We start from the raw sequence: 20631 nt of genomic DNA, 5'->3' as shown, positions 1-20631 counted from the left end.
AAATTCCTGTTTTTACCGAACCGCAAAGGACGCAAAGAGCGCAAAGAAAAGAAATAAACAGAGAATTTCACAAATTTTTAAGACTGCTATTAGTATCTTTTTACTTTCTTGCTACTACAAGAATATTGCCTATTTCTCTTACTTTGCGTCCTTTGCGCCCTTTGCGGTTCGTATATCAAAAAACCCAATTTATGCAGGTATTCACGAGGATTTATGACACAAACAGCCCAGCTTAGTCCATCATCTGTCTTTGTCGTGAGCGGCGGTGCAAAAGGGATTACGGCTGAGTGTACTATCAGATTAGCCCAACAGCAACCCTGCAAATTCATCCTCCTCGGTCGCTCCGAACTATTAGAAACCGAGCCAGATTTTGCTCAAAACTCTGATGATTCCGCATTGAAAAAATGCATCATGGAAAATCTTCTTTCTCAAGGAGAGAAGCCCACACCCATGAATGTGCAAAAAATATATAACAAAGTTACCTCCAGCCGCGAAATTAAAAAGACCCTAGCAGCAATTGAAAAAACCGGAGCTAAAGCAGAATATATCAGCGTCGATGTTACAGATACACAAGCTTTACAAGAAAAACTTGCTACTGCTGTGCAACATCTTGGCCCAATTACCGGAATCATCCACGGCGCGGGAAACTTAGCTGATAAGTTAATTGAAAAGAAAACAGAAGAGGATTTTGAAAAAGTTTACACCGCCAAAGTTCAAGGTTTAGAAAACCTGTTAACTTGCGTCAACCCTAATCAACTTCAGCATTTAGTTTTGTTTTCTTCAGTAACAGGCTTTTACGGAAATCCTGGACAATCTGATTATGCGATCGCAAATGAAATTCTGAACAAATCAGCCCATATATTTAAGCAAACTTATCCCTCGTGTCATGTAGTCGCTATCAACTGGGGCGCTTGGGATAGTGGCATGGTGACAGCAGAATTAAAGAAGATTTTTCAAGAACGAAAAATTGAAATAATTCCGATTGCAGTTGGGGCACAAATGCTCGTTAAAGAAATGGATAATACCAACCATGCAACCTCACAAGTTGTCATTGGCAGCCCACTCGTTCCACTTGCGGCGGAGTTAGATTTAGAACTACGAACCCATCGTATTCGTCGCCAAATGACATTGGAGGCTAATCCATTTTTGCACGATCATACTATTGCTGGCTCTCCAGTTTTACCAGCAACTTGTGCAATGACTTGGATTATCAATGCTTCTGAGCAATTATATCCTGGTTATCGGTTGTTTAATTACCAAGATTTTAAAGTTTTGAAGGGGATTACTTTCAATGAGACATTAGCAGAGGAACATATTTTAGAAATAGAAGAAATTTCTAAAGTTAATCTTGAAAGAATCGAACTTAAAGCCAAAATTTCGAGCAAAAATCCACAAGGCAGAATCCATTTTCATTTTAGCGCTCAACTCAATCTCCAGCGAGAAATCCCAGATGTACCCACTTATGAATCTCTCAATCTCGAAGAAGATAATATTATCACCGCTACAGGAAAAGATTTTTATCAAAATGGTGGGGCTACATTATTTCATGGCCCGGCTTTTCAAGAAATCAAAAGAGTCTTAAACATTAGCCCTGAAAAAATTACTACAGAATGTCTTTGGCCAGAACTCAGCGCACAAGAACAAGGACAATTCCCGGTGCAATGGGTAAATCCTTACACCACTGACTTGAGTATGCACGCCTTATGGGTTTGGACACAACACTTTCATGAAGAAGGTTGTTTACCTGGAAAAGTAGAAAAATTTGAACAATTTGCGATGATACCACATAACGAAACATTTTACGTTTCATGTGAAGTATTAGCTAAGACACCAAGTAGTGCGATCGCAAACTTTATCATACACGACCGCCAAGGTAAAATCTATTCACGAATGCTCGGCGCTCATGCCATTATTTGGTCAATGAAAATGCTCAGAAGCTAGTAATCTTCTTTAAAACTCAACACCTATAGCATTCCTAAAATCCCTGTGAGATTCTTTCTCTTCTTTGCGTCCTTTGCGTCCTTTGCGGTTCGTTAAAAAGAGTATTTATCACAACTCAAATAGGATTGCTATAACTTGCCACTTCAAAGTTTGGGGAACAGCGTAAATCCTGCCTTTTAATTATCTCTTGCTAAATACCCAAACTCGGAGCATATAAATCGTGGAAAAAATAGCCATCATCGCATTATCATGCCTATTCCCCGATGCAAAGAATCCTGAAGAATACTGGCAAAACATCGTTAATCAAAAAGATTCAACATCCTCTGCAACCGTCGAAGAAATCGGAGTAGATCCGACAATATTTCACAATCCAGTCAAAGGTACACCAGACAAAACCTATTCCCTCAAAGGCGGATACATCCGCAACTTCCAGTTTAATCCATCTGAATACAATCTACCATCAGAATTTGTTGCTAGTTTAGATAACACCTTCAAATGGTCATTGTATGCCGCTAAACAAGCAATTTTACAAAGTGGTTATTGGGGTAATCAAACTGTTCTGTCAAAATGTGGCGTAATTTTAGGTAATTTGTCATTCCCGACAAAACTATCTAATCAATTATTCTCTCCAATTTACCAGCAAGCTATTAATCCTGCTGTCAGAGAACTTTTGCAGTATGAAGACTTTAATTTAGCTGTACCAAGTGCAACTAAAGCATCTTTATACAATGCGATGATATCTGGTTTACCAGCATCTATCGTAGCTCAAGCTCTATCGCTATCGCAGATTAATTTATGTCTGGATGCTGCTTGCTCATCATCATTTTACGCGATTAAACTAGCATCTCATTATTTATGGTCACACAAAGCTGATGTTATGTTAGCTGGAGCCATCAGTTGTGCAGATTCGCTATTTGTGCGGATGTTATTTTCCGGTGTTCAAGGGTATGCAGAAAACGGCATTAGCCGCCCCTTAGATAAATCTTCTAGAGGGTTAATTCCCGCCGATGGTGTTGGGATGGTGATGCTGAAAAGATATTCTGATGCCGTTAGAGATGGTGATAATATTCTTGCCACTATCTGCGGTAATGGACTCTCGAATGATGGTAAAGGGAAGCATTTATTAAGTCCGAATCCTAAAGGACAAACCTTAGCTTTTGAACGAGCCTACAATGAGGCAAATTTTAGTCCAAAAAGCATCGATTATCTAGAGTGTCATGCCACTGGCACATTGCTAGGAGATACAACCGAATTCAACTCCATCGAAACATTTTTTGGTCAACATCAAGCTGCGCCTCTGGTGGGTTCTGCTAAGGCAAATACTGGTCACTTGTTAACTGCTGCCGGCATGGTTGGCTTGACTAAAGTGATTTTGAGTATGTCTCATGGTGTAATTCCAGCAACCATGAATGTTTCGGAACCTTTAACTTCAGAAAAAGGTACAATTTCTGCCGACAAAATTGTTAGAACAGCTACAGCATGGCCAAATAATAACGCACCAATTAAACGAGCGGCTATCAGTGCTTTTGGTTTTGGCGGTACTAATTCTCATCTGATTTTAGAACAAGGAACTACACCAGAATCTGTTGAATCAACTCCACCTGTTCCACCTACCAAAGTTGCCATTGTTGGCATGGATGCCTTTTTCGGTAACTGCAATGGTTTGGATGCTTTTGAACGCAGTATTTATGATGGAACACAGCATTTTACTTCTTTACCGCCTCAAAGATGGCATGGTATAGAAAATCAAGAAAATGTCCTGAAAGAGTACGGTTTAACAGACGGGAAAGCACCAGTAGGGGCATATATCAAGGATTTTGAAATCGATACTTTATCGTGCAAAATACCACCGAATGAGATAGAGAAATTAAACCCACAACAATTGTTGCTCCTGAAAGTTAGCGATCGCGCCGTAAAAGATGCGAAACTACAGGAGGGTGGCAATGTGGCTGTGATTGTCGCTGCCGAGACAGAATTCTCTGTGCATCAGCTACAGCAAAGATGGAATCTATCTTGGCAAGTTAAGGACGGCTTACTCAACCAAGGAATTTCTCTACCTGCCCAACAGCTTTCCCAACTGGAAACCATCGTCAAAGATAGCATTCACCAACCAGTAGAAATCGGCGAATATGTAAGTCACATCGCCAACATCATGGCGAGTCGCATTTCTGCTTTGTGGAATTTCACTGGCCCTGCATTCACCGTCAGCGCTGGCGAAAATTCTGCCCTCAAAGCGTTGGAAGTTGCCCAAATGTTACTCGCTACTGGAGAAGTAGACGCGGTGGTTGTTGGTGCGGTAGATTTAGCCGGTGGCGTGGAAAATGTCTTATTCCGCAGCCAATTTGCACCAATTAATACGGGTGTCAATACGTTGGGTTATGACCAACAAGCTAACGGCTGGACGGTTGGCGAAGGTGCGGGTGCAGTTGTTCTCAAGCGCTACGAAGCTGCTAAAGAAGATAATGAACGCATCTATGCAGTAATTGATGCCATGAGTTTCGCACAAGGTAATTCTACTTTGAGTGATGCTTTGGTAAAACCTGATGCTTCAGCTATCAGCAATGTCTGCAAACAAGCTTTCCAGATGGCGGAGATTCAACCCACAGAAGTTAACTATGTGGAAGTCTTCGGTAGTGGCGTTCCCCAGGAGGATGAAGCGGAAATTACAGGTTTACTGCAAGCTTATCCGAAAGTGGGCAATGGTTTGCACTGTGCATTAGGTAGCGTCAAAGCCAATATCGGCCACACCTATACAGCATCGGGAATTGCTAGCTTAATCAAAACAGCTCTCTGTCTTTATTACAGGTATATTCCTGCCACACCAAAATGGTCTGGTGTCAAAACACCGCAAGTATGGGAAGGTAGTCCCTTCTATGTGGCAATGGAATCAAGACCTTGGTTTGTCGATAAAGGCGGCACACGCAGAATAGCAGCAATTAATAGTATGGGTATAGATGGCAGTTACGCCCATTTAATCTTATCGGAGGAACCCAGCCAAGAGGAGCGCGACAACAGATATTTGCAACAAATGCCTTTTCATCTGTTCCCTATCGCAGTTAGCGATCGCTCCACTATACCCGATATCTTAAACCATCTCCAAAAATCCATAGAAGCCAGTTCTTCTTTATCAGCTACCGCCAGCGAAACATTCGCTACCTTTGAGCAGCAATCTAATCCAAAATACGTCTTATCAATCACTGGACGTAACACAAAAGATTTACTCAAAGAAATTGAATCTGCCCGCAAAGGTGTAAATAATGCCTTTGAAAACGGCACAGATTGGCAAACGCCACTAGGTAGTTATTTCACAGCGAAACCATTGGGCAAAACTGGAGCAGTTGCTTACGTTTATCCCGCAGCAGTCAATTCTTATATTGGCATTGGTCGCACCGTATTTCGCTTATTTCCTAAAGTCTTCGAGGATTTAAAAAGTAACAATCTCTACAATCGGGCTGCCGATGTTGAAAAGCTGGTTTATCCCAGAAGCTTACCTAAATTGACAACCAGGCAACTAGAAACTCTCGAAAAGCAATTGTTAGATGATTCACTAGCAATGTTTGAAAGCGAAATCGCCTTTGCTAGATACATGACAGCAATTTTCCGAGATGATTTTAAAGTCAAGCCGCAATCTGTATTTGGGTATAGCTTGGGTGAAACTAGTATGATGGTTGCCCAAGGAGTTTGGAGTGATTTTGAAGGTGGAAGTAATACCTTAAACTCATCACCTCTATTTGGCGATAAATTATCTGGGCCGAAAAATGCTGTGCGTGAATATTGGGGATTAACCGATTTACCAAACAACAATTTTTGGAATACCTATGTTCTCATGGCTACTCCATCGCAAGTTAGAGAATGCCTGAAACATGAGAATCACGTCTACTTAACTCAAATTAACACACCAGAAGAAGTATTAATTGCTGGTGAAGATGCCGCCTGTAAGCGAGTGATTGCGACTTTAGGTTGCAATTCTTTCCCTGCTCCCTTCGACCATGTGATACATTGTGAAGCGATGCGATCGCAGTTCGAGGAAATCAAGAAGGTAAACAGCTTACCATCACAAAATCTTCCCGGTATTGTGTTTTATTCTGCCGCCGATTATCAACCAGTTGCACTTGAAAGAGATACCATTGCTCACAACATCGCCAAAGGTTTGTGCCAAGAACTTGATTTTCCGCAATTAGTAAATCGTGTTTACGGCGATGGGGTCAAAATATTTCTAGAAGCGGGCGCGGGTAGTGTCTGTTCACGATGGATTGATAAAATCCTTGGCAACAAAGAACATATCACAGTTTCTCTGAATCGTAGAGGGATGGATGACCATGCTTCGATGGTCAAAGCATTAGCAAAACTACTCAGTCATCAGGTGAATGTGGATTTATCACCGTTGTACTGCACAGCCCAAGACACTGCTAATCAAAATAAAGCAACATTGAGAACAGTTACCTTGGGTGGGAAAGCGATCGCTGCTACAATTTTGAGCGAAGAAAATCGTAAACTTGTTGAAGATTTCGCTGGGGATCTTAGGAGCGAACGTTTCAAAATACAGCATCCAAACATACCTAATGTTCAACAATCTGAAATCACAGAATTTCTTAATACTTCCAACCACATAACCCAACAAGAAAGTCATTCCCCTAACATCTTGCCTCAGCCAGAAGAAGTAAAACCGAAAAATATCATTGATAACGTTTTTCAACCGAGAGAACAATTACAATCTTCTGAGTCAAGCGCAATTAAACAGCCAATTCCTGTTTCTTTCCCACCCGTCAGAACTCAAAAAATTAGTAGCATCATCAGCATGTTCGATTTAAATAAGACCCAGTATCAAAAGCTCAATGCTAATAATTCAAAGATAACTAAAGCACACACAGCCTTCTTACAAGCTAGACAAGATTACAGTCAGCAAATGAGCGAAATCATTCAATTGCAACTAGCTTGCGCCCAAAATTTACTTAACGACGAATCTTAATATCTCATACCAATTCTCTCTAAACCTTCTCTTCCTTCGCGTCCTTTGCGTCCTTCGCGGTTCGTTTAAAAATTATTACGTGCATCTCCTAGAGAATTGGTATGAAAATCTAGACTCCTATAAAAAGTCTACACCCTTCAACTTTAATCATCCATTGTTTGTAATCCGAGGGATAACTACCGTGACAACCGTAGATACGGTACTAAGTAAACACGATAATGGTCTTAACTTCTCCGCTTGGTCTCATAACAAAAACCAGGTTTGGAAAGGTTCTTTAGAAACTGTATCTTTCGAGAAACAAACCATCAAAGATAAATTGATGGTGTTAAATAAACCCTGCTACATCGTGAAAGTTGCCGGAAAAATCGGTGTCACAAATGAGGGGTATTTATGCCCTGGTGATAATGGCACAACAGCACAAGTAGAACTGCTAACATTTGCAGCCCCAATCCGCATTCAACAATTTGGAGATCCGAATTTTCTCTCCTCTCATGGAGTGAAATATGCCTACGTTACCGGCGCAATGGCTGGCGGAATTGCTTCCGAAGAAATGGTAATTGCGCTAGGAAAAGAGCAAATTTTGAGTTCTTTTGGTGCAGGTGGTTTAACTCCAGAACGTTTGGAAGCAGCCATCAATCGCATTCAACAAGCTTTACCTCAAGGGCCTTATGCATTTAATTTAATTCACAGTCCCAATGAACCAGCGATTGAACGCCGCGCTGTAGATTTATACCTCAAATATCAAGTGAGAACAGTAGAAGCATCTGCATTTCTCGACTTGACCCCCAACATTGTTTATTACCGTGTTGCTGGATTGGGATTGAATAGCGCCAATCAAATTGAAATCAAAAATAAAGTCATTGCCAAAATCTCTCGCCGAGAAGTTGCTACTAAATTTCTGCAACCAGCACCAGCGAGAATACTCAAAGAACTTCTGCAACAAGGATTAATTACTGAGTTACAAGCAACTCTTGCAACTAAAGTTCCGATGGCTGATGATATTACCGTCGAAGCTGATTCTGGAGGTCATACAGATAACCGTCCCCTGGTTTGTTTGCTGCCTTCTATTATTGCCTTGCGGGATGAAATTCAAGCACAATATCATTACCAAACACCAATTAGAATCGGCGTAGCAGGGGGAATTGGGACACCACAATCAGCATTAGCAGCTTTCATGATGGGTGCTGCTTATATAATGACCGGTTCTATTAATCAATCATGCATTGAATCTGGGGCTTGTGAACATACCAAAAAGTTACTAGCCCAAGCAGAAATGGCTGATATGATAATGGCTCCAGCAGCAGATATGTTTGAAATGGGAGTCAAATTGCAAGTTCTCAAACGGGGTACAATGTTCCCCATGCGAGCGCAGAAATTATTTGAACTCTATCGCGCTTATGATTCCATTGAAAGCATCCCCCTTGCAGAAAGAGAGAAATTAGAAAAACAAGTTTTTCGTAAAACTATTGCCGAAGTATGGGAAGGAACTGCGGCTTATTTATCCCAAAAGAACCCTGAGAAACTTGGGAAAGCAGTCAATAATCCTAAACTGAAAATGGCGTTGATTTTCCGCTGGTATTTAGGATTATCTTCTCGCTGGTCTAGTTCTGGTGAAAAAGGTAGAGAAGTCGATTATCAAATTTGGTGTGGCCCGGCAATGGGCGGTTTCAATGACTGGGTACGCGGTTCCTACCTTTCTGAACCAAATAATCGGCAGGTAGTTGATGTTGCTAATCAAATTATGACTGGTGCAGCCTTTTTGTACCGTGTCCAAAATTTGAAAATTCAAGGACTGCAAGCTTCCGATTATTACAGTCAGTATCACCCTGTTCGTTCTACATCCTTGTTGGAGATTTAAAAATGACTATAAAACAGTCTTTCACCGCAGACGATATTCAAATATTTTTGGTATCTAACTTAGCTAAGTTGTTAGGAGTAGCAACTGATGAAATAGATGTCACAGAACATTTAGAAAACTATGGGTTGGATTCAGCCCAAGCAATGATTCTAGTAAGTAACTTAGAAAAGTTGCTCGGATTTCAACCATCTCCATTGCTACTGTGGCATTACCCAAATATTGAGGCTCTTTCACAGCGTTTAGCTGAAGAAGTGCAAGATGGTTCACCAATTCAAGATACAAAGGTAGTAGCCTCTAATGCCAACGCTGCACCCTCTGTTCTAGATTTAGGTGCTGAGGCTGTTCTTGACCCCACTATCCATCCCGGCGCTGCATCTAATGTACTTGTGGGTGAACCAAAGAATATCTTTTTAACTGGCGGAACGGGCTTTTTAGGAGCCTTTATTATTCGGGAACTGCTACAAGAAACTAATGCGGATATCTATTGCTTAGTGCGTGCTGCTAATGCCGAAGAAGGCAAAAGCAAACTCCAAAAAAATCTGGAACAGTATGCCATTTGGCAGGAAGAATTTAACTCCAGAATTATTCCGATTGTCGGCGATTTATCTCAGCCTTTGTTAGGTATTGGTTCGGAACAGTTTCAAATTTTAGCTGCCAATATTGATACCATATATCATAGCGCTGCTTTGTTGAATTATGTTTTTCCATACTCTGCACTAAAAGCAGCCAATGTATTAGGAACTCAAGAAGTTTTGAGATTAGCTTGTCAAGTTAAAGTCAAGCCTGTACATTACGTTTCCAGCGTTGCTGTTTTTGAATCAACAGCTTATGCTGGCAAGGTTGTCAAAGAACAGGATGAATTCAATCATTGGGAAGGCATTTATCTTGGTTACTCTCAAACTAAATGGGTAGCTGAAAAGTTAGTTAAAATTGCTCGTGACCGTGGACTTCCTGTAACTATCCACAGACCACCACTGATTTCCGGTGATAGCAAAACAGGCATTTGTAACACACATGACTTTATCAATTTGATGACCAAGGGCTGTCTACAAATGGGATATTTCCCTGATGTAGATTATATGTTGGATATGTCACCTGTGGACTATGTAAGTAAAGCGATCGTTTATCTATCACGCCAAAAAGAATCCATAGGTAAGGCTTTTAATTTACAACATCCCCAACCTGTTTCTTTGAAAATATTAGTTGAGTGGATACGCTCTTTTGGTTATTCAGTTGAGATGATTCCTTACGAAAAATGGCAATCAGAGTTAATCAATAATGTCACTTCTGCTGACAATCCTTTATACACTCTGCGACCATTTTTACTGGAACGTTGGTCTGATGAACAACTGACTATTCCTGATTTGTACTTGCAAGCTAGAAGACCTCATATTAGCTGCCAAGATACTCTCCATGCACTAGCAGGTAGCTCTATTGCTTGTCCACCAATTGACTCTCAATTGTTTATGACCTATACCGCCTACTTGATTCAAAGCGGCTTCTTGAATCTCGCTTAGAAGTAGACGCGATGAATCGCGTCTCTACAAGGCGATGAATCGCGTCTTTATAAATGGTATATTTGTCGCATGATTTTTTCAAATTGGTATAATCCTACGCTATTGAGCATCGGCAACCTCTGCAACGCATTGGCTACCCTACAAAATAGTTTTATTTAGTCCAAGCTTTTTAAAACTCAGTACTACTGAACAGCCAATATTTCAGATGCCAGCAACAACTAATACACTAACAGCGGCAATATAATTGCCCTGTTTTTTTATGCTCAATCATGTAAATTTTTAGTATTCAACCCTTGACAGAAGCAATTGAGGATAGAATGGTTAATATCGGGCATAAAAGTTTGATTTTACCCGCTGGCTTTTGTGAGTGATCAAAAGCCAAATGCTAGCAGTCTGAAATAAGCGAACTCCTTTAAGGCCTAACTTCTTCGATGCATAAGTCCTAAATTTGCGTTTGGACTGCTACATCTATCCAATGCATCACATAAGCATTTGAAAGGGTAATAACTCAAGATATTTCTTGTAGGTTGAGATATTACGCGTACTTAATTGTAGAACAAGAACCACTGTAAATGCAACGCAGCTTCATCAAGTTGAATTCACCAATATTCTTACATGAACACAACACATCAAAGACAGAGCAAACAAACTGCTCTTATTACTGGCGCAGCTGGTGGAATTGGCTACGAATTAGCATGTATTTTTGCTGCTCATGATTACAATCTAATCTTAGTAGACAGAAACGGGCCAACGCTAGTAGAAATTGCAGCTAAATTCCAAGAAAAATTTGGAATTTTTGTCAAAACTATTGTTAAAGATTTATCTATATCAACTGCTCCTGAAGAAATTTTCACGGAGCTGCAACTCGCCGATATTAATGTTGATGTGCTGGTAAATAATGCTGGATTTGGTATCTATGGATTATTTCACGAAACAGACCTAGCTACTGAATTGGAAATGCTACAGGTAAATTTGGTGTGTCTTACCCATTTAACTAAGCTATTCCTGAAGCACATGGTCAAGCAAGGTGAAGGTAAGATATTAAACGTCTCCTCGGCTGCTGCTTTTCAACCTGGGCCTTTAATGGCAGTTTATTTTGCTACTAAAGCTTATATTTTATCGTTTTCAGAAGCGATCGCTAATGAATTAGAAGGTACAGGTGTCAGTGTGACAGTTCTTTGCCCAGGCTCAACCGCATCTGCCTTTCATGAAAGAACCGGGATGGCTGACTCGAAGTTGCTCAAGGGTAAGAGAATGATGGATGCACGAACAGTAGCCGAAATTGGTTTTCGCGCCTTAATGAAGGGTCAAACCATTGTCATTCCTGGTTTACTCAATGCAATACTTGCAAAAAGCGTCAGATTTGTACCTAGAAATTTAGTAACAAAAATTGTGCGAAATATGCAGGAGGATAAGTAAGCAGATTGTCATTTGTCATTGGTCATTTGTCATTTGTCCACCATATCTCTCTTGTTTCATCTAGGAGATGAGCTTAGTCAACATCAGTACTGCCAGGACTTTAAATTCCAGCCAAAATTCTCTACAGCAACAGCAGCAATATAATTGTTAGCAGGTACTAGTTCAAAAAGACTCCAGTCTTCAGATATCTGTAACTTGGCTGGTTCTGTGGGAGTCAACGACACTTCAATTTGCTCTAACTGGGATAGTCCGTCTCCAGTTGCTTTTAAATAAGCTTCCTTACAAGTCCAGTAACGGAAAAATACCTCTTGCTGTTGGTTGGGAGATTGCGATCGCAACATTTCATATTCTCTCGGTAAAAAGAACCGTTTGGCAAGAGCTTCTAAATCAGACATCGGGCGACTATATTCTAGGTCTACACCAATTGGGCGGGTGCAATTCACTGCACATAAACCCAACCCTTGGGAATGAGACAAGTTAAACGCCAGTCCACTATCGGCAAATTTATCTGCTAATACTGGTTTGCCGCGCTGTTGATAATTAAACTGCACTTGTAAGGGCTGGATACCCAAATAACGACCTAATATAGTTCGCAGAATACCACGACCTGCGATGAAACGCTGTCGATGTTCCTGAAAATAGAACCTTTCAGCACGAGCCGTTTCGTCACTGGAAAGAGTCGCTGCTAAATTTTGCAGTTGTGGTTCTGGTTGGTCAAGGTTTATGCGCCAGACATGAATCTCATCCGGTAACAAAGTTAAATCCGTGGGGGCAGGTAGCCAAATATCATTAGAAGCGGTCATTGAGTCAAAAAATCAAGGGAGTTGTACTTTAATAGTTTGTTTAATTACGACGATTATTATGGTTGGATCTGGTTTGACGCTTTAGCATTACTATATACAACTGCGCCTGTTTTTCCTAGAATCTGCCATAGGTATTGTTAGATATTAAGTCTAGCTGTAAACATAAATACAGGTAGCCGCGATTGCTTTTGCCAGCTAAATATTATAATTTACAGCGTATTTCAAGTAAATGAAGTACATGGGTAGGGGTACAACATGTTGTGCCCCTACGATTATCTGTAACTCACCTTGGCGTAGCCTCTGTCTGCGACACGCTGCGCGTTTGCGTAGCATCCCGCAGGGAATGTAGAGAAGTTGCAATCTGCTGTATTACTCTAGGTGTACGCTCCTCAACTTTGCGTTAAATCCCCTGAGAGAGAATACTTTAAAACTCTTGACAGAGAATCGCAAATTTTATTTTGGCTACAACATTAGCTATTACAGCATTGCTCAAAGGAACTACGAACAATGTCTGCAAGGGTTCTGAAGTAGATATCTCTTCAGTAATAAATAGTTTTTATCAGAAAATGTTAAATCTGGAACAAAAAACCCTTGCCAAAGCTTGTTAAAAACCTATTACAACTACTTTTTTGTAGAACATAGTGAGGATGAATGATTCTTAATTTGGAGTACTTTGCCTTCTTTATACTGCTACTAGCAGCGCTGCTATTAGCAATTAGGCAAATGAGCGTTGCTTTGGATGAGTTAGATATTGCGCGTTTTACTCTTTGGACAGGTATTGCTTCTGTTATTGCTGGTTTACCAATGATATTGTGGTAGCTTCTGGGTCAATGCCATCCTCTCTATTTTGGGCTTCCAAGCAATACGACTCCATCCGTCGAGTATCCTAGCAACTAGAATATTATCTGGCCTACTCTGTTCGTTGTTGCTCTAACCATTGTAAAACCCGATTCCATGCCCACCAAGGATCAGAATCGTTTACTTGGCGCTGGCACTCTTTACTACTCAAATAGCCAACATGACCGCCGTATTGAGTGAGTAACAAATCTATTGCGGGATTGCGATCGCAGGCTTCTTCTAATTCTGGTATGATGGCTGGGTCAAAAAGTGGGTCATCAGCAGCATATAAAATCAAGGTCGGTTTCGAGATTTGCGGCAATATTTGTAAGGCACTACTAGCTTGGTAATACGCCTCCACAGAAGAAAAACCTAGCCGATTAATTACCAGCTCATTGTCAAAACCCCAGATACTATTTGCCCGTTCAATCGCCGCTGGGTCAAGGCTTCCAGGATGAGCATCATGGATTCGCCATGCCAGTTTTTTTAAATTTTGGGCAATCCCCGCTTCCAAATATCTGCCGAAGGGCTTTGTAACTAGATAAGATAGCGATCGCTCCGAATCCAAACTCGGACAAATCACCATACCACCGCCAATATCGCTATCTTCTAGCCCTAAATCTCCATACTCCCTAATCACCTCACCAGCCACCTTCACCGCCCATAGCGCCAATTGCCCTCCCAAAGAAAACCCTGTAAACCAAAATTTCCCCGGACATCCCATTGCCTTAGCAGCGGCGGCGATGCGAACAAAATCTTCCCCCTCATACAAACCATCAGAAGTCAGAGTCGGCGATAATTCGGCAGTTTTCCCGTGGGCCCGCCAATCAAATAACACCACAGCGTATCCTTGAGCATAGGCTTTACGCCCTAGTACTCTCAAAAACCATTCCGTTTTTAACTCTCCAGTAATGCCATAAGTGCCGATAATTGTGCTATGAGCATTTTCCGGGATAGCAACCAAGCCAAAAATTGGCACACCTTGGCCACCAACAAAGATTTTCTCGTGATAAGACGGTTCTGGGTCTTGGATAGTACTTTGCCAGTGACGTTTTCCCCACAGAGCGGTGTATACAGTCATCATCACACCGTTTTGTAAAAACCAAGACGGATTGTAGGGGGGAGCATAACACATCATAGACTATAAGATTTCGTGTAATTGAGTCTTGATTTCACAGTCATTTAATCTTAATATTTATGTAAGATTTAAAACCTTTTTCATAATCGATTCAAAAATCTTTGTATCTATCAAAGGTTGTTAATTATCCTTAATAAGTAGTAATAATTTTTTAAGAATGCCGAGGATTCTTGTCATAGACGATGACCCAGCGATTTCAGAACTAGTTGCCGTCAACTTGGAAATGGCTGGCTACGATGTTAGTCAAGCTGAAGACGGCATCAAAGGTCAAGCGCTGGCTCTCCAGCTACAACCAGACTTGATCATGCTCGATTTAATGTTGCCCAGAGTAGATGGGTTCACCGTTTGCCAACGCCTGCGCCGTGACGATCGCACCTCTGAGATTCCCGTGTTAATGTTGACGGCTTTGAGCCAAACTCAGGACAAGGTGGAAGGCTTCAATGCTGGCGCAGATGACTACCTCACCAAGCCTTTTGAAGTTGAAGAACTGCTGGCGCGGGTGCGGGCACTTTTGCGGCGTACTGACCGCATTCCCCAAGCAGCAAAGCATAGTGAAATTTTGAACTATGGCTCACTTACCCTAGTTCCCGAAAGATTTGAGGCAATATGGTTCAATGAGACGGTGAAATTGACTCACTTGGAATTTGAGCTACTTCACTGCTTACTACAACGCCACGGTCAAACAGTTTCTCCCAGCGAAATCCTCAGAGAAGTTTGGGGCTACGATCCTGATGACGACATTGAAACGATTCGAGTCCATATTCGCCACCTGAGAACCAAGCTAGAACCAGATCCCCGCCACCCCCGCTATATCAAAACAGTGTATGGCGCTGGATACTGTCTTGAGTTACCCGGTATCCCTCCAGCAAGCGAGGGAGTTTCCACAACACTGGTTGAATAAAATCACGCTAAATTCCCTTAAACCTTGCCATGACTTAGGCAAGAACTCCAGAAACTCTTATTCCTTACCGTTTAGTTAAGGTTATTTGTGGAATTTACTGGTGTGTAGAGATGTTGCAATGCAACGTCTCTACAAAAATAATCGACAGGAAAATTATTTTAAGGGTTTTAAACTAGAATTATTCTCAACAGGTTCAAATTAATGACAAAAAGTGATAAGAGAATAGGGTTTTAAGATAGGGATATAGTAAGCGATCGCGGGCGGGCAGGTAGTTAAACACTAAATATGCAGATTTAGTGGGTGTGCAAAACGCTCTTGATTCAGACGTTCACGGACTCGCTTTCTCGTGTCTCTATCCGCCATTCAGACTCCAATTCATGCCCAATTCTGACTTCTGAATTCTTTCTGATAAAGGATTTCAAGGAATTAACAAGCTACATGGTAATAGTCACACCCCAAAAAATAAACCTCGTGGTGACTCCTGGATTCTGGCGTATTTATTTATCTAATTCACTCAATAACTATTACAAATATATACTCTGCGTCTGTTTTCTCTGCTGCTAAACTGTCGTTCATCTAACTTGCACAATTTTTTGTGTTGACTGCTGACTGTTAACAGTCAGCAGTCAACACACCTCATGAGTTATTGTGTAATTTAAAGGCGTAATAGCTTACTAACTTTCTCAACCTAAATTTGGAGCTTGATTAAGCTAATCACCATTCAAGATAAATCAAATCCTTTTATGAGTAAGGGTTTTACCCATATTTATAGGGAAGTTGAATAGTCATTAGCTTACTTTTTAGTTGTATATTCTGGTCAAAAAGCTTTTGAAATAAAATTTAATATAAAATTTACATATTTTATTGATTGTTGCAATCAAAGTCAGTCAACAAGTATAGCCTTTTATCTATGGAAGCAATTTAATATTTATTTAATCTTTAGGGTTGTGAATAAGCAAAACTGGCAGATAACGCTGTAAGCTATTGTTAATCTCATTAAACTTGGCAATCAATAAAACTTGCAATTTATGTAAGTTTTTCCAGTCAATTTTTTGAACTGTCTTTGACCTAAGCCTTATCTATTGGGAATTTGTATTCAGCGAATTGCCATATAGAAAGGCACTATAGTATCTTGCTTTGCAAAGAATTAAAGTTTTCTTAGCCTAATTTTTCATGGCAAGAAAACATAAAAATTACTCAAAGTAGGTGGCAATTTTAACAACCCAAATTTATTTTGCTGTTTTTGTAACCAAAACCAAAAACCCAGTATGTCATTGACTAAATACTATCCATTTTAGAAACTTACGAGGCGATTTATTTGGTGGTTTAACTGCTGCGATCGTTTCGTTGCCTCTAGCGCTGGCATTCGGTGTTGCTTCCGGTGCTGGGCCTGTAGCTGGTCTTTATGGTGCAGTTTGCGTTGGCTTTTTCGCAGCCTTATTTGGTGGGACACCAACGTTGATCTCTGAACTGACTGGGCCAATGATCGTAAGCCTTCTCTACAGGTTCTTGTGCAGCACCTGTGCTGTAAAAGTCAAGCGCATCAGTCTTTTTTAAAGTTCATTTATTGTAATACTCCTCATCAGAGGAAGCGCAAGGAGGTATTCGTGGATTTTTGGTCCCTTTTTCTAATGGACTTCATTAAGCAGTTGCAGTCCCCAACACTCGCCTTTTTGATTGGTGGCATGATCATTGCTGCCCTCGGTAGCGAATTGGTCATTCCAGAGGCGATTTGTACGATCATCGTCTTCATGCTGCTCACCAAAATCGGTCTGACCGGTGGAATTGCGATCCGCAATTCTAATCTGACGGAGATGGTGTTACCCATGATCTTTGCTGTAATAACAGGGATTACGATTGTATTCATCTCGCGCTATACGTTAGCCAAGCTGCCAAAGGTCAAAGTCGTTGATGCGATCGCAACTGGGGGATTGTTTGGAGCCGTGAGTGGTTCTACAATGGCTGCTGGTCTGACGGTACTGGAAGAACAAAAGATGGCATACGAGGCATGGGCTGGCGCACTCTATCCCTTCATGGATATCCCAGCGCTGGTAACTGCAATTGTTATCGCCAACATTTACCTCAACAAGAAGAAGCGTAAAGAAGCAGCCTACTCTATTGAGCAGCCTGTTGCGGCTGGTGATTATCCCGATCAAAAAGATTATCCCAGCACCCGGCAGCAGTATCTCAGCCAACAGCAGGATGCTGGGGATAACAAGGTCAAGATATGGCCAATTATCGAGGAAAGCCTCCGGGGTCCTGCCTTATCGGCAATGTTGCTAGGTCTGGCTCTGGGACTGTTCACCCAACCGGAAAGTGTCTATAAAGGCTTCTACGATCCCGCGTTTCGTGGCTTGCTTTCGATCTTGATGCTGGTCATGGGGATGGAAGCTTGGTCAAGAATTGGCGAACTGCGTAAGGTAGCCCAGTGGTACGTTGTATATAGTGTGGTGGCACCGTTTGTACATGGGCTAATCGCCTTCGGTCTCGGCATGATTGCCCACTACACCATGAACTTCAGCATGGGCGGTGTTGTGATCCTAGCTGTCATCGCCTCCTCTAGTTCAGACATCTCAGGCCCTCCTACGTTGCGAGCTGGTATCCCGTCAGCTAATCCCTCCGCCTATATAGGCGCGTCCACAGCCGTCGGTACGCCAGTTGCGATCGGCTTGTGTATACCGTTCTTCCTCGGACTTGCCCAAGCGCTCGGCGGCTAATCCCAGACGGATTGAGGTCTGTCGGCGCTTCCTTGACCGGGCAGACCAAGTAGATAAATTACATCATTTCAGGAGGTAACCAACATGGGCAAGCGTGCCAACAAGCTCGTCATCGTCACGGAAAAGGTGCTGATGAAAAAGGTCGCCAAGATCATTGATGAATGCGGGGCGACTGGTTATACGGTGGTGGATACTGGCGGTAAAGGCAGTCGCAACGTGCGCTCTACCGGTAAACCCAACACTGCCGACACCGATTCAAATGTAAAGTTCGAGATACTCACCGAAAATCGGGAGATGGCAGAGAATATTGCGGATCAGGTCGCAATCAAGTTTTTCACCGATTATGCGGGCATTATCTATATCTGTGAAGCAGAGGTACTGTACGGGAGACATTTCTGTGGGCCAGATGGCTGTTGAATCGAGACGACGCGCCACCAAATCTTTTTTGGGATATTTAAGTTGGGTAAATACATTACCCTCATGCCTTACAGCGTGATTTCTGGGTTTATGTCTGGGATTGGCGTGATTCTGATTATTTTGCAGATTGCTTCTTTTGTCGGACAGGCAAACCCTACAAGTTTGGCATTTCGAGGTTTGTACCAGAGCATTACATGTTTGTAGATCGTATAGATGCACTTAAACAAGCCGTTGCTTTAGTTAATCCTCATGCAACTTATGCTAATAATCCTGGCGTTGGTACTTACACTGACACCTATTTGTAATTCGTAACTTGTAATTCGTAATTGGATTATGAATTACGAGATATAAATTACATTTTTTAATTGGCTCCAAAATGAATCAGAAACACAAGCAAAAACATGATTTTTTCAGAACCAATACTTAATTCATTTACCGGGTTAAATTTCCTCACCGTAGGTTTACAGTCTCCTTTACTAGCAACGACTAATGAGGCGGAATATGCTCCTATTGTGCTGACTGGAGTATTGCTAAGTTTAGTAGTCATTTATCTGGCTAGTAAAATTGGTGGCGAATTATTTAGAATGATGGACTTGCCCCCTGTATTAGGAGAATTAGTTGGTGGGGTGCTTGTAGGTGCTTCTGCTCTGCATTTGGTAGTGTTTCCCGACAGTGGAGCAACTGGTAGCGACTCCATTATCATGACTATCCTGCAATTCATTAATAACCTCAGTCCTGATGCTGTCACATCAATCTTTCAAAGCCAGAGCGAAGTTGTTTCTGTGCTTGCCGAACTAGGTGTGATCATTCTGTTATTTGAAATTGGTCTAGAATCAGACTTAAAAGAATTACAGAAAGTCGGTTATCAAGCAACAATTGTTGCTTGTGTTGGGGTAGCTGTTCCTTTTGCGGCTGGCACAGCGGGGCTGATTTTATTGTTTCATGCGCCAGTAATTCCAGCGATTTTTGCAGGTGCAGCACTTACAGCTACTAGTATTGGGATTACCTCAAAAGTTTTGTCAGAAATTGGGCAGTTAAAATCTCGTGAAGGTCAAATTATTGTCGGTGCTGCCGTCATTGATGACATTTTAGGTATCATCGTGTTGGCAGTAGTGGCGAGTCTTGCCAAAACTGGCGAGGTTGATATTTTCAACGTCATTTATCTGATTGTCAGCGCTACAGTCTTTCTCATCGGCTCGATTTTATTAGGTAAATATTTCAATCAAAGTTTTGTTGCCATTGCTAATAAATTGCAAACGCGAGGCAACTTAATTATTCCAGCATTTATCTTTGCCTTTTTCATGGCTTTTTTGGGAAGTGCCATTCATTTAGAAGCTATCTTAGGCGCATTTGCAGCTGGCTTAGTTTTGGATGAAACGGATAAACGCAAAGAGCTAGATGAGCAGGTTAAACCTGTTGCTGATATCTTAGTACCAGTTTTCTTTGTGACAGTTGGTGCGAAAGTTGATTTAGGCGTTCTTAATCCTTTAGTTCCAGAAAATCGAGAAGGATTAATTATTGCTACCTTCTTAATTGCGATCGCAATTATCGGTAAAGTTGTCACAGGTTGGGCGGTTTTTGGTCAACCTGGAATTAATCGGTTAGCGGTTGGTGTGGGGATGATTCCGCGTGGCGAAGTTGGGTTAGTGTTTGCCGCCATTGGTGCAGCTAGTGGTACCCTTGATAAACCATTGCAAGCTGCGATCGTTATTATGGTGATTTTGACAACTTTCTTAGCACCACCTTTATTGCGCTTTGCATTTAAACAATCGCCAGCAGAAAAAGAATCTTTAGAAGAAGCCAATTTAATCGGCTAGCACCGTAAGGCGGAAGTCAAAAGTCAAAAGTCAAAAGTCAAAAGTTTTGTATATCAAGGCTTTTGCAAGTTTTAAAATAGTAGCTTGAATTCCGCCGTGCTGTGCTAGTAGTCTGTCCCAAAAGTTTTGATAGGGTAATCTAGTTTTAAATTTCTCTTCTTTCCTTCTTCCTTTGCGCTCTACCCTTCGGGAAGCCACTTCGTGTCTATGCTTACTTTGCGGTTTGTTCTCTTAAAGGTTGTTTGAAAAGTATTAAGCTGTGACTTTAGGTACTTATTGATCCCCCCTAACCCCCCT

The 20631-nt window shown here is 41.5% G+C and carries 13 protein-coding genes and 2 pseudogenes; 13 read left to right on the top strand and 2 right to left on the bottom strand.

The window, feature by feature from the left end:
• Positions 1-213 precede the first annotated feature (213 nt).
• The 5 genes from H6G92_RS09745 (at position 214) to H6G92_RS09725 (ending at position 11704) form a co-directional block, all read left to right on the top strand.
• Positions 214-1941, top strand: coding sequence for an SDR family NAD(P)-dependent oxidoreductase (locus H6G92_RS09745; RefSeq protein ID WP_190893205.1), 1728 nt, complete (start codon positions 214-216; stop codon positions 1939-1941).
• A gap of 220 nt (positions 1942-2161) precedes the next feature.
• Positions 2162-6910, top strand: coding sequence for a PfaB family protein (locus H6G92_RS09740; RefSeq protein ID WP_190893203.1), 4749 nt, complete (start codon positions 2162-2164; stop codon positions 6908-6910).
• A 181-nt stretch (positions 6911-7091) separates the two neighbouring features.
• Positions 7092-8768, top strand: coding sequence for a PfaD family polyunsaturated fatty acid/polyketide biosynthesis protein (locus tag H6G92_RS09735; RefSeq protein ID WP_190893201.1), 1677 nt, complete (start codon positions 7092-7094; stop codon positions 8766-8768).
• A 2-nt stretch (positions 8769-8770) separates the two neighbouring features.
• The gene (locus H6G92_RS09730; protein WP_190893199.1) at positions 8771-10285 is read left to right on the top strand and encodes a thioester reductase domain-containing protein; all 1515 of its coding nucleotides are present in this window, start codon (positions 8771-8773) and stop codon (positions 10283-10285) included.
• A 615-nt stretch (positions 10286-10900) separates the two neighbouring features.
• A complete protein-coding gene (locus H6G92_RS09725) occupies positions 10901-11704 on the top strand; it encodes an SDR family NAD(P)-dependent oxidoreductase (protein WP_190893197.1) in 804 nt (267 codons plus the stop codon).
• Positions 11705-11787: 83 nt separating this feature from the next.
• On the opposite strand, the gene hetI is transcribed toward H6G92_RS09725, so the two are convergent.
• On the bottom strand, positions 11788-12507 hold the full coding sequence (hetI, locus tag H6G92_RS09720) for a 4'-phosphopantetheinyl transferase HetI (RefSeq protein WP_190893195.1): 720 nt from the start codon (positions 12505-12507) through the stop codon (positions 11788-11790).
• 458 nt (positions 12508-12965) lie between these two features.
• Between hetI and H6G92_RS09715 the strand changes: the two genes are divergently transcribed.
• On the top strand, positions 12966-13115 hold the full coding sequence (locus H6G92_RS09715; RefSeq protein WP_190893193.1) for a hypothetical protein: 150 nt from the start codon (positions 12966-12968) through the stop codon (positions 13113-13115).
• A 43-nt stretch (positions 13116-13158) separates the two neighbouring features.
• Positions 13159-13326 carry a hypothetical protein gene (locus tag H6G92_RS09710; RefSeq protein WP_190893192.1) on the top strand — a complete coding sequence of 56 codons (168 nt, stop codon included), beginning with the start codon at positions 13159-13161 and terminating at the stop codon, positions 13324-13326.
• 91 nt (positions 13327-13417) lie between these two features.
• Here the strand turns inward: H6G92_RS09710 and H6G92_RS09705 are convergent, their stop codons facing one another.
• Entirely contained in the window at positions 13418-14482 is a 1065-nt protein-coding gene (locus tag H6G92_RS09705) for a YheT family hydrolase (RefSeq protein ID WP_190893189.1), read from the bottom strand.
• A gap of 157 nt (positions 14483-14639) precedes the next feature.
• Between H6G92_RS09705 and H6G92_RS09700 the strand changes: the two genes are divergently transcribed.
• The 6 genes and pseudogenes from H6G92_RS09700 to H6G92_RS09675 all read left to right on the top strand — a co-directional run bounded on the left by H6G92_RS09700 (position 14640) and on the right by H6G92_RS09675 (position 20334).
• On the top strand, positions 14640-15383 hold the full coding sequence (locus H6G92_RS09700) for a response regulator transcription factor (protein ID WP_190893187.1): 744 nt from the start codon (positions 14640-14642) through the stop codon (positions 15381-15383).
• A gap of 1287 nt (positions 15384-16670) precedes the next feature.
• A pseudogene (locus tag H6G92_RS09695) lies at positions 16671-16874 on the top strand (SulP family inorganic anion transporter); the annotation flags it as partial.
• 116 nt (positions 16875-16990) lie between these two features.
• On the top strand, positions 16991-18100 hold the full coding sequence (locus H6G92_RS09690; protein WP_190893185.1) for a sodium-dependent bicarbonate transport family permease: 1110 nt from the start codon (positions 16991-16993) through the stop codon (positions 18098-18100).
• A gap of 84 nt (positions 18101-18184) precedes the next feature.
• Positions 18185-18517, top strand: a complete 333-nt coding sequence (locus H6G92_RS09685) for a P-II family nitrogen regulator (RefSeq protein ID WP_190893184.1) — start codon at positions 18185-18187, stop codon at positions 18515-18517.
• Positions 18518-18535: 18 nt separating this feature from the next.
• A pseudogene (locus tag H6G92_RS09680) lies at positions 18536-18673 on the top strand (SulP family inorganic anion transporter); the annotation flags it as partial.
• A 245-nt stretch (positions 18674-18918) separates the two neighbouring features.
• Positions 18919-20334, top strand: coding sequence for a cation:proton antiporter (locus H6G92_RS09675; protein WP_190893183.1), 1416 nt, complete (start codon positions 18919-18921; stop codon positions 20332-20334).
• The last annotated feature ends 297 nt before the right edge of the window (positions 20335-20631 follow it).

The sequence above is a fragment of the Nostoc foliaceum FACHB-393 genome (assembly GCF_014698505.1).
GTDB classification, from domain to species: Bacteria; Cyanobacteriota; Cyanobacteriia; order Cyanobacteriales; family Nostocaceae; genus Nostoc; species Nostoc foliaceum_A.
This window is presented reverse-complemented; position numbering and strand designations above follow the sequence as displayed.